This window comes from Salmonella sp. SA15303 (assembly GCF_029962125.1).
Taxonomy (GTDB): domain Bacteria; phylum Pseudomonadota; class Gammaproteobacteria; order Enterobacterales; family Enterobacteriaceae; genus Salmonella; species Salmonella enterica.
Genome location: NZ_CP123924.1, coordinates 3,590,644 through 3,608,247, shown reverse-complemented (window position 1 = coordinate 3,608,247; position 17,604 = coordinate 3,590,644). Strand labels below are relative to the sequence as shown.

General features: G+C 53.7%; 12 protein-coding genes and 1 pseudogene. 11 read left to right on the top strand and 2 right to left on the bottom strand.

The annotated features are described in order from the left end of the window. Nucleotides 1-4: 4 nt before the first annotated feature. A complete protein-coding gene (gene mdsB, locus QEN31_RS17730) occupies nucleotides 5-3,172 on the bottom strand; it encodes a multidrug efflux RND transporter permease subunit MdsB (RefSeq protein WP_000673157.1) in 3,168 nt (1,055 codons plus the stop codon). Beyond that, nucleotides 3,169-4,395, bottom strand: coding sequence for a multidrug efflux RND transporter periplasmic adaptor subunit MdsA (gene mdsA / locus QEN31_RS17725; protein ID WP_001254854.1), 1,227 nt, complete (start codon nucleotides 4,393-4,395; stop codon nucleotides 3,169-3,171). The genes mdsB and mdsA overlap by 4 nt, the downstream gene beginning before the upstream one ends. A 276-nt stretch (nucleotides 4,396-4,671) precedes the next feature. On the opposite strand from mdsA, the gene golT reads away from it, so the two are divergent. The 11 genes and pseudogenes from golT (at nucleotide 4,672) to QEN31_RS17670 (ending at nucleotide 17,529) form a co-directional block, all read left to right on the top strand. Continuing rightward, the gene (gene golT / locus QEN31_RS17720) at nucleotides 4,672-6,960 is read left to right on the top strand and encodes a gold/copper-translocating P-type ATPase GolT (protein WP_000083306.1); all 2,289 of its coding nucleotides are present in this window, start codon (nucleotides 4,672-4,674) and stop codon (nucleotides 6,958-6,960) included. Nucleotides 6,961-6,971: 11 nt separating this feature from the next. Then, nucleotides 6,972-7,436 carry an Au(I) sensor transcriptional regulator GolS gene (gene golS / locus QEN31_RS17715; RefSeq protein WP_001020583.1) on the top strand — a complete coding sequence of 155 codons (465 nt, stop codon included), beginning with the start codon at nucleotides 6,972-6,974 and terminating at the stop codon, nucleotides 7,434-7,436. A 77-nt stretch (nucleotides 7,437-7,513) separates the two neighbouring features. After that, a complete protein-coding gene (gene golB / locus QEN31_RS17710; RefSeq protein ID WP_001159470.1) occupies nucleotides 7,514-7,708 on the top strand; it encodes a gold resistance metallochaperone GolB in 195 nt (64 codons plus the stop codon). Nucleotides 7,709-7,999: 291 nt separating this feature from the next. Beyond that, nucleotides 8,000-9,253: an MFS transporter gene (locus QEN31_RS17705; protein ID WP_000288502.1), complete on the top strand. Its 1,254-nt coding sequence runs from the start codon at nucleotides 8,000-8,002 to the stop codon at nucleotides 9,251-9,253. Nucleotides 9,254-9,441: 188 nt separating this feature from the next. After that, complete coding sequence (locus QEN31_RS17700; protein ID WP_000910349.1) at nucleotides 9,442-11,400, top strand: site-specific DNA-methyltransferase; 1,959 nt, start codon at nucleotides 9,442-9,444, stop codon at nucleotides 11,398-11,400. A gap of 9 nt (nucleotides 11,401-11,409) precedes the next feature. Continuing rightward, nucleotides 11,410-14,382 carry a type III restriction-modification system endonuclease gene (locus tag QEN31_RS17695; RefSeq protein WP_012219085.1) on the top strand — a complete coding sequence of 991 codons (2,973 nt, stop codon included), beginning with the start codon at nucleotides 11,410-11,412 and terminating at the stop codon, nucleotides 14,380-14,382. Nucleotides 14,383-14,658: 276 nt separating this feature from the next. Further along, a complete protein-coding gene (ssaA, locus tag QEN31_RS17690) occupies nucleotides 14,659-14,760 on the top strand; it encodes a small effector SsaA (RefSeq protein WP_000934834.1) in 102 nt (33 codons plus the stop codon). A 116-nt stretch (nucleotides 14,761-14,876) separates the two neighbouring features. Continuing rightward, the gene (locus tag QEN31_RS17685; protein ID WP_000393711.1) at nucleotides 14,877-16,280 is read left to right on the top strand and encodes a cytochrome ubiquinol oxidase subunit I; all 1,404 of its coding nucleotides are present in this window, start codon (nucleotides 14,877-14,879) and stop codon (nucleotides 16,278-16,280) included. Then, nucleotides 16,277-17,287 (top strand): cytochrome d ubiquinol oxidase subunit II, encoded by a 1,011-nt coding sequence (gene cydB, locus QEN31_RS17680; protein WP_000151045.1) that lies wholly within the window; start codon nucleotides 16,277-16,279, stop codon nucleotides 17,285-17,287. Before QEN31_RS17685 ends, cydB begins: the two co-directional genes overlap by 4 nt. Further along, entirely contained in the window at nucleotides 17,233-17,418 is a 186-nt protein-coding gene (locus QEN31_RS17675) for a DUF2474 domain-containing protein (protein WP_305954967.1), read from the top strand. Before cydB ends, QEN31_RS17675 begins: the two co-directional genes overlap by 55 nt. Further along, nucleotides 17,337-17,529: pseudogene (locus QEN31_RS17670) on the top strand (hypothetical protein). Before QEN31_RS17675 ends, QEN31_RS17670 begins: the two are co-directional and overlap by 82 nt. Nucleotides 17,530-17,604: the final 75 nt, after the last annotated feature.

Genomic DNA, 17,604 nt, shown 5'->3' with positions numbered 1-17,604 from the left:
ATCATTATGCTTGCTGATCATGCGAATCAACGCGGTTCTCACGCTTTAATGCCATCCTGCGAACCACCACGTAAAATACAGGCGTCAATAACAGGCCGAAGAGCGTGACGCCCAACATGCCGGCAAACACGGCGATGCCCATCGCATGTCGCATTTCCGCGCCGGCACCCGTCGCGAGTACCAGCGGTACTACGCCTGCGATAAAGGCGAATGAGGTCATCAGGATAGGACGCAGACGCAGGCGGGACGCTTCCAGTACGGCGGTCAGCGGGTCTGCGCCGTCGTGTTCTTTGGCGCGGGCAAACTCGACAATCAAAATGGCGTTCTTGGCCGCCAGGCCGACCAGCACCACGAAACCAATCTGCGTAAAGATATTGTTATCTCCGCCAGATACCCACACGCCGACAATGGCTGAGAGTAATGACATAGGCGCAATAAGCAGGACGGCGAAGGGCAGCGACCAACTGTTGTACTGCGCCGCCAGGATCAGGAAGGCCAGCAGCACCGCCAGCGCAAAGATAGCAAGCGCAGAGTTGCCGGCCTGTTTTTCCTGATAAACCAGATCGGTCCATTCGAAGACCATCCCTTCCGGCAACGTTTCACGCACGATCTTTTCAATCGCGTCCGTCGCCTGTCCGGAGGAGAAACCCGGAGCCGGTCCACCGCTAATATCTACCGAGGGGAAGCCGTTGTAATGGATGATTCTGTCCGGCCCCGACTGGCGCATAATCGTGACGAAAGCGCTAAGCGGGATCATCTCGCCCTTCGCATTGCGGACTTTAAGCAGGCCGATATCCTCTTGTTGCATACGGAATGGCGCATCGGCCTGCGCCATCACCCGCCAGGTGCGGCCAAATCGGTTGAAATCGTTGACGTAAAGCGAGCCGAGGTTAATTTGCAACGTTTCAAAGATGTCGGTGAGCGATACCCCCATTGATTTCGCCTTTACCCGGTCGATATCCACCTGTAATTGCGGGGCGTTTGTCTGGAAACTGGCCAGCATATTGGCCAGTTCGGGCGTCTGCATCGCCTTAGACATAATCTCGCTTTGCACCTTTGTCATCGCTTCAAATCCCAGTTCCGCACGATCTTCAATCTGCAATTTAAAGCCGCCCGTCGCGCCAAGCCCTGGAACCGGCGGTGGCGGGAAGATGCCAATAAATCCGTCGGGAATGTGGCTAAATTTGTGCATTAGCTTTCCGGCGATAGCGTTAGCGGAAAGCGAAGGATCTTCACGCTCGTCAAAGGGTTTCAGCATGGCGAACATCAGCGCCGAATTTGGCACATTTACCGGGCCGTTAACCGACAGACCGGGGAAGACGACGACGCTTTCAACGCCGGGTTCCGCCAGCGCGATAGCGGACATCTGTTTCACGACCGCCTCTGTGCGATCCAACGATGCGCCGCTTGGGAGCTGGGCGATGCCGACGAGATAGTATTTATCCTGCGCAGGCACAAACCCGTTCGGCACCTGATGGAAGCCAAGCCAGGTCAGCCCCACAAAGCCAGCATAGAGCACCATCACAATGACGCTGCCGCGCACGGCCCGACGGACGGCGCTAACATAGCGGTTCGACGCGCTGTCGAAGAAACGGTTAAAGCGATGGAAAAAACCGCCAGTGACCGTGCCCATCAACCGCGTTAGCCAGTCAGCCTTCGTAGTATCGTGGTGCGGTCTTAGCAAAATGGCGGCCAGCGCAGGGGAGAGCGTCAGCGAGTTAATGGCCGAAAGGATGGTCGAAATAGCGATGGTCAACGCGAACTGACGATAAAACTCACCCTGCAGGCCCGCCAGGAATGCGGAAGGGATAAAGACCGCCGTTAGCACCGAGGTAATAGAAAGAATGGGACCAGTGACTTCATCCATCGCCTTCTTTGCCGCCTCTCCGGGACTTTTGCCCTGCGAGATATGCCGTTCCACGTTTTCGACCACAACGATGGCGTCATCGACAACGATACCTATCGACAGGACCAAACCAAACAGCGAAAGCGTATTCAGCGAAAAGCCAAACAGGTGCATCAAGGCAAAGGTGCCGACCAGCGAAACGGGAACCGCCACCAGAGGAATAATGGACGCCCGCCAGGTTTGCAGGAACAGCACCACGACAAGGACGACCAGCACGAGGGCTTCCAGCAACGTAATCGCCACCGATTGTAGCGATGCGCGCACGAAGACAGTAGGATCATAGGCAATCCGGTATTCGATATCCTGCGGGAAGTTTTGCTGCAACTCATCCATTTTGCCGCGAATCGCGTTAGAAACGTCAATCGCATTGGCGCCCGGACTTTGAATAATCTGTAACGCTGGCGCCGCTTCGCCATTCAGTAAACTGCGCAGCGTATAGGCATCTGCGCCCAGCGTGACGCGGGCGACATCACGCAGACGCGTCACCTCGCCGTCAGCGCCGATTTTTACCACAATCTCGCCGAACTGTTCTTCGCTGGTCAGGCGGCCCAGCGTGTTTACCGTCATCTGAAAAGCGGCGGAGGCCTCCGGCTGTTGCCCGACGGAACCGGCGGCGACCTGTACGTTTTGTTCCCGCAACGCCGTAACGATATCACTGGCGGTAAGACCGCGGTTGGCGATTTTCGCCGGGTCCAGCCAGACGCGCATGGCGTACTCGCCCGCGCCCCAGACGAGAACATCACCGACGCCGGGTAAACGGGCCAGTTCGTCGCGAACCTGCCGGATGGCGAAGTTAGACAGGTAAAGTGAGTCATAGCGTTTTTGCGGCGAGACAAGATGGACCACCATCAACATATCGGGGGACGTTTTCTCCGTTACAACGCCAATTCGTTGGACTTCTTCGGGCAGGCGAGGCAGCGCGCGGGATACCCGGTTTTGCACCTGAATTTGCGCCATATCAGGATCGGTTCCCTGTTCGAAGGCGATAGAGATAACCATGCGACCATCAATGGCCATCTGGGTATTCATATACAACATGCCGTCAACGCCGTTGATCACCTGTTCCAGCGGCGCGGCTACCGTATCGGCAATCACTTGCGGGTTAGCGCCGGGGTAGCTGGCGCTAACCTGTACCGTGGGCGGCGTAACGGCCGGATATTCACTCAGCGGCAGTTTTAAAAAGGCGATAGCGCCAGCCAGCAGCATTAACAGCGACAGGACGATGGCGAAGATGGGGCGTGCAATGAAAAAGTGGGTGAATTTCATTGGCGCACCGCCTTCGACGCGCTGTCGCCGTCCGCTTTAGTCAATGTCGCGGTCTGTTTGTCGGGCATATTCTGCCGCATCGGCACCAGACGCGGCGCAACGGTCATGCCAGGACGCACCAGCCCCTTGAGGATGATTTTTTCTCCCGGCTGTACTCCCTGTGTAACGACGCGGAGTCCATCGACCATTTGTCCCAGCTCAACCGGACGATACTCCACCTGATTCTCCTTGCCGACGATCAGCACATAGTTTTTGCCCTGATCGGCGCTCACCGCCAGATCGTCAATCAGCACGGTTTCCCGCGGCTCGCCGATGGGCAAACTGATTCGGGCAAACAGGCCGGGAGAAAGCATTCCGTCGGGGTCAGGAATCACGGCGCGCGCCCGGATAGTGCCGGTGCTGCGGTTCATCTGATTGCCCATAAAGTCGAGTACGCCCTGATAAGGCAGCCCGTTATCGGTGGTTAACCCCATGTTGACTACCGGTGGATTTTTGTCGGAGCGGGTATGTCGTAACGCCTTCAGCCAGGTGGCTTCGTCAATATCGAAATACACATACATGGGATTGTGAGACACGATAGTCGTCAGAAGCGTGGCGTTACCCGCTACGCCGCCGCTGACCAGATTGCCCCGGGTCACCAGTACGCGGTCAACGCGTCCGGCAATGGGCGCGGTAATACGGGTCCAGGAGAGTTCAAGGCGCGCTGCGGCGACGGCGGCTTTGGCCGATTGCATCTGCGCCTGTCGCGCATTACGCGTGGCGGTGACATCGTCAGCGTTTTTGCGTGATACGGCGCCGCTGGCGACCAGTCGTTGAATGCGATCGAAATCCGCCTGCGCCTGGCGGGCCAGTACTTCAGCCTGACGTAATTGCGCGACGGCGGTGTCGAGGGCGACCTCGAACGGGCGCGGATCGATCTGGAACAGCAGTTGTCCGCGGCTTACCAGACGTCCTTCCGGAACGCTGACGGCGTCAAGGGTTCCTCCCACGCGCGAACGCAGCTCCACGGTCTCCGGCGCGGCCAGAAAACCGGTGAATTCCGCCGTAGGCGCGAGTGTACGGCTAAGGGCTTTAGCAACCGGTACCGACGGTGGAGGCGGCGCGCTGGCCGGTGGTCCGACGGCGTTGTCTTTATCCCATAGTGCTTCGCCGGCCATGTAAATCACGCCCCCGATGGCGGCGATGACGCCGGCTATCAACATAATTTTGAATGTTCTACGCATGTCGTTTCCCTCTTTACCGCAGCGTGTCGGCCATTCCGCAACGCTGCCGCAGAATTTTTGGCAAAGGCTAGGCGTTACAACGAAGGAAAGGTCAAGCGTTCCTGACGGGTTTTTTCGGGGCGTGGGTCGGCATCGTGGCGTAAATGTCTCGCATCATCCTCTTTTATGAGCCATCTCACATTCTCGCCGAACCGTGCAGCCTGAATACGCTTGACCTTCCCACAATGGCAAGCTTTAGGCTTTCTGATACCGAATAGTCAGGATGGGGAAGTCGTCATGAGTCAGTCAGAAAATCGTCACGACACGATAAGCTTGCTTATTGAAGGTATGACCTGCGCGTCGTGCGTCGCTCGCGTTGAAAAAGGTATTAAGGCTGTGCCTGGCGTAACGGACGCTACGGTGAATCTGGCGACGGAGCGCGCCACCGTTCGCGGGACGGCGTCGGCGGAGGCGGTGATCGCGGCGATTGAAAAAACGGGGTATGAGGCGCGACCGGTAGAGACGGCGGGGCAGGGAGAAGACGACTCTGAAGAGAAAAAAGAGGCCGAGCGCGTCAGGCTGAAGCGCGATCTGATTCTCGCCAGCGTGCTGGCGCTCCCCGTTTTTGTGCTTGAAATGGGTTCGCACCTTATTCCTGGTATGCACGAGTGGGTGATAAAAACGATTGGCCTGCAACAAAGCTGGTACTGGCAATTTGCACTGACCCTGTTGGTGCTGACGATCCCCGGTCGCCGTTTTTACCTTAAAGGGTTCCCGGCGCTGGCGCGTCTGGCGCCGGACATGAACTCGCTGGTCGCCGTGGGAACCGCAGCGGCATTCGGCTACTCGCTGGTGGCGACCTTTACGCCCGACCTGTTGCCTGAAGGGACGGTAAACGTCTATTACGAGGCCGCCGCAGTGATTGTCGCGCTTATTCTGCTGGGGCGCTTTCTGGAGGCAAGGGCGAAGGGGCGGACTTCCGAAGCGATTAAACGTCTGGTGGGGCTACAGGCGCGGGTCGCGCATGTGTTACGCGAGGGCCGCATCGTGGATATCCCTGTCGACGAGGTTGTGCTGGGAGACTGTATGGAGGTTCGGCCAGGCGAGCGGATACCGGTTGACGGCGAAGTGACCGAAGGCCGCAGCTTCGTTGACGAGTCGATGATTACCGGCGAACCGATACCGGTAGAGAAATCCGCAGGAAGTGCGGTGGTGGGCGGTACCGTAAACCAAAAAGGCGCGCTCACGTTGCGGGCGACCGCCGTCGGCGGACAGACCATGCTGGCGCAAATCATTCGTCTGGTGGAACAGGCGCAGGGTTCAAAACTGCCGATTCAGGCCGTCGTGGATAAAGTGACACTGTGGTTTGTCCCGATGGTGATGCTTATTGCTGCGCTGACCTTTGTGGTATGGCTGGCGTTTGGGCCGTCGCCAGCGCTGACTTTCGCTCTGATCAATGGCGTTGCGGTTCTGATTATCGCCTGTCCTTGCGCGATGGGCCTGGCGACGCCGACCTCCATTATGGTGGGAACCGGTCGTGGGGCGGAAATGGGCGTGCTGTTCCGTAAGGGGGAGGCGTTACAGCTACTCAAAGACGCTAAGGTGGTGGCCGTAGACAAAACCGGGACGCTTACCGAAGGCCGCCCGGTACTGACCGATCTCGACGTGGCAGGGGGCTTTGAACGCCGTGAGGTGCTGGCGAAAGTCGCGGCGGTAGAATCGCGTTCAGAGCATCCGATTGCCCGTGCGATTGTCGTGTCGGCAGAAGAGGAAGGGATCGCGCTACCAGGCATGAACGGCTTCGAATCGGTGACCGGGATGGGCGTATACGCTACCGTTGCCGGTACGCGTGTTGACGTGGGGGCTGATCGCTATATGCGCGAAATTGGCGTGGATATTAGCGGCTTCGCCACCACCGCCGAACGGTTAGGGCAGGAAGGGAAATCGCCGCTCTATGCGGCTATTGACGGTCAACTGGCGGCGATTATCGCCGTGGCCGATCCGATCAAACCCAGTACGCCCGCCGCAATTAACGCTTTACATCAGCTCGGCATTAAGGTCGCCATGATCACTGGCGATAATGCCCGCACGGCACAGGCTATCGCCAGACAGTTAGGGATTGATGACGTGGTCGCCGAGGTATTGCCAGAAGGGAAAGTCGAGGCGATACGGCGCCTGAAAGCGGCGTATGGGCAGGTGGCGTTTGTCGGCGATGGCATCAACGATGCGCCAGCGCTGGCGGAGTCCGACGTGGGGCTGGCGATTGGCACCGGCACCGATGTGGCGGTGGAATCCGCCGACGTCGTACTAATGTCCGGCAACCTGCAAGGCGTGCCGAATGCTATCGCGCTGTCTAAAGCGACCATCCGCAATATCCACCAGAATCTGTTCTGGGCCTTTGCTTACAATACGGCGCTGATTCCTGTCGCGGCAGGCGCGCTATTTCCGGTCTGGGGCATATTATTGTCCCCGGTATTCGCCGCAGGGGCGATGGCGATGTCGAGCGTGTTCGTGCTGGGCAACGCTTTGCGGCTGCGCCGTTTCCGGGCGCCGATGGCAACCCCATCCGACACATCCACGACATGAGGAGGAGCGTCATGAACATCGGTAAAGCAGCTAAAGCATCGAAAGTCTCGGCCAAAATGATTCGCTACTATGAACAGATTGGTCTGATTCCCGCGGCAAGTCGGACGGATTCCGGCTATCGGGCCTATACCCAGGCTGATGTTAATCAATTGCATTTTATACGCCGCGCGCGCGACCTCGGTTTTTCAGTTGCTGAAATCAGCGACTTACTGAATCTTTGGAATAACCAGTCGCGGCAAAGCGCTGACGTCAAACGCCTGGCGCAGACGCACATTGATGAACTGGACAGACGTATCCAGAACATGCAGCACATGGCGCAAACCCTCAAAGCGCTGATTCACTGCTGCGCCGGCGACGCGCTGCCAGATTGCCCCATTCTGCATACGCTTGGACAACCTGACGATAGCGAGCCGGAGGCGCGTACCGGAGCGGTGTTGCGCCGTCCTCGTCGTCATGGACTGGCAAAGCGTCTGTAAGTCCTGAGATTACGCTTGACCTTCCAACACTGGCAAGGCCCAGACTGGCAACAGTTCCCACACAAAAGGAGTTCACTATGCAGTTCCATATTGATGACATGACCTGCGGCGGCTGCGCCAGTACGGTAAAAAAGACGATTCTGACTCTCGATGCTAATGCGACGGTGAGAACCGACCCGGCGACGCGTCTGGTTGACGTTGAAACGTCGCTATCCGCGGAGCAGATTGCCGCCGCCCTGCAAAAGGCCGGTTTCCCGCCGCGCGAGAGGTAATCGTCAATGGCGATCGGTCTGGCGACAGGCCGGTCGCGATACGCTAGCCACGCTTCGCTTTCCTTTGCATGAGATAATCCCCATAAAAAATGTGACAAATCATGTGCCAGTAAGCTTTGTTAATAATATGTAATGATTTGTCTATTTTTGCTAACATTTTACCTGCTATATACAAAAAGATAACAAATAAGTAGCGCAACGCTACCTTGTTACGTCGCTTTGACGACGGGAGCGCTCCAGCGTTTCGCCGCTTCAAAGCTTGATGTTATTTTTTGATGCAGGACACTACCTATGTACACCCCCCTGAACTGGACGACGACACAACGACATGTGGCGTTTGCCAGCTTTACCAGTTGGATGCTGGATGCGTTTGATTTCTTTATCCTTGTCTTTGTACTTAGCGATCTCGCCGAATGGTTTCACGCTTCCGTATCGGACGTTTCCATTGCGATTATGCTGACCCTGGCGGTACGTCCCATTGGCGCGCTGCTGTTTGGCCGAATGGCGGAAAAGTACGGACGTCGACCGATACTGATGCTCAATATTCTGTTCTTTACGGTGTTTGAACTGCTTTCCGCCTGGTCGCCCACCTTCATGGCATTTCTGATTTTTCGGGTCATGTACGGCGTGGCGATGGGCGGGATATGGGGCGTCGCGTCATCACTGGCGATGGAAACCATTCCCGATCGTTCGCGTGGCCTGATGTCGGGCATTTTTCAGGCGGGCTATCCCTGCGGCTATCTGTTCGCCTCGGTTATTTTTGGCCTCTTCTACAGTATGGTTGGCTGGCGCGGTATGTTCCTGATTGGCGCCCTGCCTGTTGTCTTGCTGCCTTATATCTGGTTTAAAGTGCCGGAATCCCCCGTCTGGCTGGCGGCCAGAGCGCGTAAAGAGAATACCGCGCTGCTTCCTGTTCTGCGCAAACAGTGGAAGTTGTGTCTGTATCTGGTGCTGGTCATGGCGTTCTTTAACTTTTTCAGTCACGGCACGCAGGATCTCTATCCTACCTTCCTGAAGATGCAGCATGGTTTTGATCCGCATCTGATCAGTATCATTGCAATTTTTTATAACATTGCCGCCATGCTCGGCGGTATTTTCTACGGTACGCTATCGGAACGTATTGGGCGTAAAAAAGCGATCATGATCGCCGCCTTTCTTGCGCTTCCGGTACTCCCGCTATGGGCATTTTCCAGCGGATCATTCACGATTGGTCTGGGCGCGTTCCTGATGCAGTTTATGGTGCAGGGCGCCTGGGGTGTCGTGCCGACCTGGCTGAACGAGCTGGTTCCGGCGAATGCGCGCGCCGTGCTGCCAGGGTTTGTTTACCAACTCGGTAATTTACTGGCGTCGGTTAATGCGACGTTACAGGCCCGCATCGCGGAAACGCATGGTGGCAATTACGGGTTGGCAATGGCGATCGTGGCTGGCGCGGTGGCTATTTTAATCTGTGTATTTGTGGCATTTGGTCGCGAGACCCGGGGAGTCGTCATCTCCGGTACAGATAGCGACGCCCTCCCGGAGTCGGCCATCGGTCATCGCACGTAAACACTACGCTCCTGGCGCATACTGTCGCCGGGAGCGCTCCTTCCTCCTGTGGTTTTTACGCCCTTTCAACGAACAACAAAGGTTAATGATGGCATCTGCCTTTCGTGACCATTACAATCATCGCTTACTTTTTTCTTTATAAGAAATTGATTGTTGGACCTTAAAATTGTCAACGGAGCGAAGATATCATGTTGAAAGATAACCAAAAACACAACGAGTCTGTTGCCCCGAATAGCGCCTTTCTGTCTGAGTTACAACGTGCATTACCGGAATTTTTTATCGCCGATCGCTATAACGAGCAGGGCGAACTGATCGCGAAAGGCGGATTTGATCTCGCCAAATTTGAGCGCGCGCTGAAAGCGCGTAATATTGATGAGCTGACTAGCGGTTATCAGATTGATTTTATTGGTAAAGATTACGCAAAAAAACAGGCGGGTGAAAAATCCGTTACCGTTATCGTTCCTGACGTGGAACACAATACTCTGGCAGAAAATAAAAACAGCCATAATCTTTTTCTGACCGGAGATAATCTGGATGTGTTACGCCATCTGCAAAATAATTACGCCGATACCGTCGATATGATCTATATCGATCCCCCTTATAACACCGGATCGGACGGGTTTGTCTATCCCGATCATTTTGAATATAGCGATCGGGCGTTGCAGGATATGTTTGGTCTTAATGATACTGAACTGGCACGTTTAAAATCCATTCAGGGTAAATCGACGCACTCCGCGTGGTTATCTTTCATGTATCCGCGTCTTTTCCTGGCCAGGAAGCTCCTGAAAGATACCGGATTTATTTTTATCTCTATCGACGATAATGAGTACGCCAATCTTAAATTAATGATGGATGAGATTTTTGGCGAAGGCGGATTTGTCACCAATGTGATGTGGAAGCGCAAAAAAGAGATTTCTAACGACTCTGATAACGTTTCCATCCAGGGGGAATACATTCTTGTTTACGCCAAAACCGGTCAGGGCGCTTTACGTTTAGAACCGCTTTCTAAAGAGTATATTCAGAAATCCTATAAAGAACCGACCGAACAGTTTCCAGAAGGGAAATGGCGACCGGTGCCGTTAACGGTGTCAAAAGGGCTGAGCGGCGGCGGCTATACCTATAAAATTACCACGCCGAACGGTACGGTACACGAAAGACTATGGGCTTATCCTGAAGCCAGTTACCAAAAACTGGTGGCCGATAATCTGGTCTATTTTGGCAAAGATAACGGCGGTATTCCCCAGAGAGTCATGTACGCGCACCACAGTAAAGGGCAGCCAACGACCAATTACTGGGATAACGTAGCGTCGAATAAAGAGGGGAAAAAGGAGATTCTGGATCTCTTCGGCGACAACGTTTTTGATACGCCGAAACCGACCGCATTATTGAAGAAAATCATCAAGCTCGCTATCGATAAAGACGGCGTCGTTCTGGACTTTTTTGCCGGTTCCGGCACCACGGCCCATGCGGTGATGGCGCTGAATGAAGAAGATGGGGGGCAGCGCACGTTTATTCTGTGTACTATCGATCAGGCATTAAGCAATAACACTATCGCGAAAAAAGCAGGTTATAACACTATTGATGAAATCAGCCGCGAGCGAATTACACGCGTTGCGGCGAAGATCCGCGCCAACAATCCCGCGACCAATAGCGATCTCGGTTTTAAACATTATCGTTTTGCCACTCCGACACAGCAGACGCTGGACGATCTGGATAGCTTCGATATTGCTACCGGCCATTTTATCAATACCAGCGGTCAACTGGCCGCTTTCACCGAGTCAGGATTTACCGACATGATCAATCCTTTTTCCGCCAGAGGATTGGGCGTGCCGGGCGGCGCAAGCGGCGAAGAGACCTTATTAACGACATGGCTGGTCGCCGATGGTTATAAAATGGATATTGACGTACAGACCATTGATTTTTCCGGCTATTGCGCCAGGTATGTTGATAATACGCGCCTGTATCTGATTGATGAACGATGGGGAACAGAGCAGACCCGCGATCTTCTCAACCACATTGGTACGCACCAGCTTCCGGTTCAGACCATTGTCATTTACGGCTACTCTTTCGACCTTGAATCCATTCGTGAACTGGAAATCGGCTTAAAACAGCTTGATCAAAAAGTGAACCTGGTGAAGCGTTATTAAGAGGGGATGATGATGAATATTTTACTGGAAGAACTTCCCCATCAGGAACAGGCGTTAGCGGCGATTCTGGCGAGTTTCACCGGTATCGATCACGCGCAGGCCGATCATAATCACTATGCTAATCCGCTGATTAAGGAACGTTACGACGATAAGGCCAATATTGACGTTAAAATGGAGACCGGGACGGGCAAAACCTATGTCTATACCCGGTTGATGTATGAACTGCATCAGAAGTATGGCCTCTTCAAATTTGTGCTGGTGGTGCCGACGCCAGCCATTAAAGAAGGCGCGCGGAACTTTATCACCAGCGATTACGCCAGACAGCATTTTTCACAGTTCTACGAAAATACGCGGATGGAACTTTGCACCATCAACGCCGGTGATTTTAAAGTAAAGTCGGGGCGTAAAAATTTTCCGGCCCAGCTATTAAGTTTTACTGATGCCAGCCGTCGTGATAGCCATACGATTCAGGTTTTGCTGATCAATGCGCAAATGCTCAATTCCGCCAGTATGACGCGAGACGATTACGATCAAACGCTACTGGGCGGGCTGACGTCGCCTGTTAAAGGGCTGCAAATGACGCGACCGGTGGTCATTATTGATGAACCGCATCGTTTTGCGCGAGATAACAAATTTTATCGAGCGATTCAGGCCATTCAGCCGCAAATGATCGTCCGCTTTGGCGCTACCTTCCCGGATATTGTCGAAGGTAAGGGTAAAAATAAATGTGTACGTAAAGATTACTATCGCCGGCAACCGCAGTTTGATCTCAACGCGGTGGACAGTTTTAACGATGGTTTGGTGAAAGGTATTGATATTTATTACCCGAATCTCCCCGAAGAACAGGCCAACAATCGTTATATCGTTGACAGCGTCACGGCAAAGAAATTAATCCTCCGACGGGGGAGCAAAATTGCCGAGGTTGGCGTGGGCGAAAATCTCGCCGATGTCGATGCAGGATTTGAAGGCAGTATCGAATATGCCGGCAGTAAAATGTTGTCGAACGATCTGGAGCTGGAGGCAGGGATGGCGCTGGTGCCAGGAACCTTTGGCGCGAGCTACCAGGAACTGATTATTCAGGACGCTATCGATAAGCATTTTGACACTGAGCAGGCAAATTTCTTACGCAGCAATGAGCCAGAAAATAATGCCCCGCGTATTAAGACCTTAAGCCTTTTCTTTATTGACAGTATTAAAAGCTATCGTGATGACGAAGGCTGGTTGAAAGTCACTTTTGAGCGTTTGCTGAAAAAGAAACTGACGCAACTGATTGACGATTATCAGCGCAAGACCCTGCCGCGAGAAGTGGAGTATCTGTCGTTTCTGCAGGCCACGCTCGCCAGCCTGCACTCGGATAACCAAAACGTCCACGCTGGTTACTTTGGCGAAGACCGCGGAAGCGGCGATGAGGCGATCCAGGCTGAGGTAGATGATATTCTGAAAAATAAAGAGAAGTTGCTCAGTTTTTCAGACCATCACGGCAACTGGGAAACGCGCCGCTTTCTGTTTTCAAAATGGACGCTTCGCGAAGGCTGGGATAACCCGAATGTTTTTGTCATTGCTAAATTACGTTCTTCCGGTAGCGAGTCGAGCAAAATTCAGGAAGTGGGGCGCGGCCTGCGGCTACCGGTAGATGAAAATGGTCATCGCGTTCATCAGGAAGAGTGGCCGTCCCGACTGTCGTTTCTGATTGGTTATGATGAAAAAGCGTTTGCCAGCATGCTGGTTGATGAGATTAATCGCGACAGCAAAGTTCAGCTTAACGAGCAGAAACTGGATGAGGCGATGATCACACTCATCGTCACCGAGCGGCAAAAAGTCGATCCTGCGTTTACGGAGCTTCGTTTGCTGGAAGATCTGGATGATAAAAAACTGATCAACCGGAGTAATGAGTTTAAACCCAGCGTCACGCTTAACGGGGAAACCAAAAGTGGTTTTGCGTGGCTACTGGAGTTCTACCCTGAGCTGACGCAGGCGCGGGTGCGAGCGGATCGCATTCGTGACAATAAGCCCGCCTCCCGACTGCGAGTCAGGTTACGCAAAGAGAATTGGGAACAACTTAGCAGTATCTGGGAGCAGTTTTCCCGCCGTTATATGCTGCAATTCGAGCGTAGCGGCGCGTCTCTGGAACAGATTGCCGCCGAGGTGCTGCGCGATCCGGCGCTGTATATACGCCAGAAGCCAAGCCAGGTTCAACAACGGCTGGTATCGAATGAAGATAATGGCCGTTTTGAAGTGGCGCAGCGGGAAGGCGAATTAGCCGCCAGCGAATTTAGGGCGGGCATGAAATATGGCCATTTTCTTAAGCAACTGGCGTTACGCACCAGTCTGCCGGTTAACGTCCTGCACCCGGTGTTAATGGCGATGCTGCGTGATGTTTTGCACGGAGATTCACGTTATTTAAGCGAGATCTCGTTGGACAATATGACCCGCGCATTACAGGCGCGGATTAATGCGCATTTTGCGCAGCGCCACGATTATCTGCCTCTCGATTTTCAGGCTTCAACGTCGGTATTTGATTCTACGGCACGGCAGTTCAGAGAGGAGATTAGCGCTGAAATTGTGGGGAAAAATGTGGATGAGAATGCGATAGACGATCCCCGTTCTCTCTATCAAATACCGCCGTTGCGTTATGACAGCGTCGATCCAGAATTGCCGCTATTAAAATACGATTATCCGCAACAGGTTTCTGTGTTTGGCAAACTGCCTAAGCGGGCCATTCAGATCCCCAAATATACGGGGGGCTCTACTACGCCGGATTTTGTGTACCGTATTGAGCGTCAGGACGCCGACAGCGTTTATTTACTGGTTGAAACTAAAGCAGAAAATATGCGCGTAGGCGATCAGGTTATTCTTGATGCGCAACGTAAATTCTTCGATATGCTGCGTCGGCAAAATATTAATGTCGAGTTTGCGGAAGCGACCAGCGCGCCGGCGGTATTTTCTACGATCAATGGCTTGATTGAGGGGAAGGCAAACTAACGGGTTTGAATGGACCTTAACGGTTATCTTTTTGATAGACCATATAAAATGGCCGCCGCGCAGCGAGCGTTGCGGTCATTCTCCCTGTACTAATCCCCCGTCCCGTAAACCGCGTTGACTTGAAGGTTATCGTTTTACGTCTATTCTTAACTTTCAGCTAAGCGTATTTTGCTGAAATTGCAAATAGTCTTGAAGACGCTGTTTTTTTGTTTTGCCGTTATTTTTATAACGGCCAGGTAGATATTGCCAAGTGAATGTAACTAAGGGAGACATGTTATGCTAAATAGATACTACCGTTTCGCTGTCGAAAAAGACGACCCCTCCGAAGCGCCAGAGTCGGGCGATAAGCCTGACAGCCAGCCGCAAAAAAAATCGTAATTTATCTGGATATTCCCCGACGTTTTTACGTTTGGGGAAAATAACCGTTTCGTTTCAACCTGGTTGCGAACAGTGAATATTTTACACGAAGTGACTATATATAAACGGGAGGGAACATGGAGTTTGATGCATTCTTTTTAGCGAGACTCCAGTTTGCCTTTACCGTCTCTTTTCATATTATTTTCCCCGCGATTACGATTGGCTTAGCCAGTTACCTGGTGGTACTGGAAGGTTTATGGCTAAAAACGCGTAATCCTGTCTGGCGCTCGCTCTATCAGTTCTGGCTCAAAATTTTTGCCGTCAACTTCGGGATGGGCGTGGTCTCCGGTCTGGTCATGGCTTACCAGTTCGGAACGAACTGGAGCGGTTTCTCCCAGTTCGCCGGCAGTATCACCGGGCCTTTATTAACCTATGAAGTGCTCACCGCATTCTTCCTGGAAGCGGGATTCTTAGGCGTGATGCTTTTTGGCTGGAACAAAGTCGGGCCGGGCCTGCATTTCTTGTCTACCTGTATGGTGGCGCTGGGCACGTTAATGTCGACGTTCTGGATTCTGGCGTCTAATAGCTGGATGCATACCCCGCAGGGATTTGAAATTCACAACGGTCAGGTGGTCCCGGTGGACTGGTTCGCGGTGATTTTCAACCCGTCGTTCCCGTATCGCCTGTTGCATATGTCCGTTGCGGCGTTTTTAAGTAGCGCGATGTTTGTCGGCGCGTCCGCTGCCTGGCATTTACTGAAAGGTAACGATACGCCGGCTATCCGCCGTATGTTCTCGATGGCGTTATGGATGGCGGTCGTGGTGGCGCCCGTTCAGGCATTGATTGGCGATATGCACGGCCTTAACACCCTGAAGCATCAGCCGGTCAAAATCGCCGCGATTGAGGGGCACTGGGAAAATACGCCCGGCGAGCCAACGCCGCTTACGCTGGTAGGCTGGCCGGATATGGAGGCGGAACGGACCCGCTATGCGCTTGAGATCCCGGCGTTGGGCAGTCTGATCCTGACGCATAGCCTGGACAAACAGGTGCCTGCGCTAAAAGATTATCCCAAAGAGGATCGCCCCAACTCTACCGTGGTGTTCTGGTCTTTCCGTCTGATGGTGGGCATGGGCGTACTGATGATCTTCCTGGGGCTGGCCAGCCTGTGGCTACGCTACCGACGCCGACTGTATCATTCGCGGCCCTTTATGCACTTTGCGCTGTGGATGGGGCCGTCCGGGCTTATCGCCATCCTTGCCGGATGGGTGACGACTGAAGTAGGACGTCAGCCGTGGGTGGTCTATGGCCTGCTGCGAACGCGTGATGCGGTTTCCGCGCACAGCACCTTGCAGATGAGCATCAGTTTGCTGGCCTTCTTTGTGGTCTATTCCCTGGTCTTTGGGGTTGGCTATATTTATATGATTCGCCTTATCCAGAAAGGGCCGCAGCCGGCGGAGACACCGACCGCTGAAACCGATGGCAGACCCGCGCGTCCTATCTCTGCCGTGGGAGAATCGCTTGAGCAGGAGAAACGCGAATGACCATCGATCTTCCGGTTATCTGGTTTGCTATTATCGTGTTCGCCACGCTGATGTATATCGTAATGGATGGGTTCGATCTGGGCGTCGGTATCCTGTTTCCGTTTATTCGCGATAAACACGATCGCGATGTTATGGTGAACTCGGTCGCGCCGGTATGGGACGGGAACGAAACCTGGCTGGTGCTGGGCGGGGCCGGGCTTTTTGGCGCGTTTCCGTTGGCTTATGCCGTCATCACCGACGCGCTGACTATCCCGCTGGTGGTTATGCTGCTTGGTCTTATCTTTCGCGGCGTCGCTTTTGAATTCCGTTTTAAAGCCACCGAGTCGCATCGCGCGTTCTGGGATAAATCCTTTATCGTCGGGTCAATCCTGGCGACCTTTGCCCAGGGGGTTGTGGTGGGCGCGGTGGTGAGCGGTTTTCAGGTGGAAGGGCGAACCTTTAGCGGTTCGCAGCTTGACTGGCTGACGCCGTTTAATCTGTTCTGCGGCGTCGGTCTGGTTGTCACCTACGCGCTGCTGGGCGCTACCTGGCTGATTATGAAAAGCGAAGATCCGCTGCATAGCCGGATGTGCGCGCTGTCGCGCCCGTTGTTGATCGTCTTGTTGTTGGTGATGGGAGGCGTCAGCGTGTGGACGCCGCTCACCCACGACGACATCGCCGAGCGCTGGTTCACGCTGCCCAATTTATACTACTTCCTGCCGGTGCCTGTGCTGGTGTTGGCTTTTAGCATCTGGCTATGGCGCAGCGTGAAAAAACCAGAATCCCATGCGCGTCCATTTATTCTCACGCTAGGGCTGATTTTTCTGGGTTTCAGCGGGTTAGGCATCAGTATTTGGCCGAATATTATTCCACCGGATATTTCGCTGTATGCCGCCGCCGCGCCACCGCAAAGTCAAAGCTTCATGCTGGTTGGGGCGCTGATAATCATCCCGATTATCCTGGCTTATACCTTCTGGAGCTACTACGTCTTCCGTGGAAAAGTGCGACATGGAGAGGGATATCACTGATGGTTAAAGTGAAAAAATGGTCGCGGCGAGTCGTATGGATGGTCGCGATATGGTGCGCCAGCGTGCTTCTGCTGGCGGGCGTCGGAATGTTGTTCAGACTGCTCATGACCTCCGCAGGATTTCGCTCCTGACTGATATCCCCCGGACGCGCTTTCGTCTCTCGCGAAAGCGCGTTTTTATCGACAGATCGGCGTTTATCGATCACCTTTGCTCGCCTTATCTCTCCCCTCAATAGCGGTTGATAATTATTCTCATCTTTATTGTCGTTCCCGGGCCGCAGTGATATGGTTACACAGTGGCTAACGCTCTGGTATAAC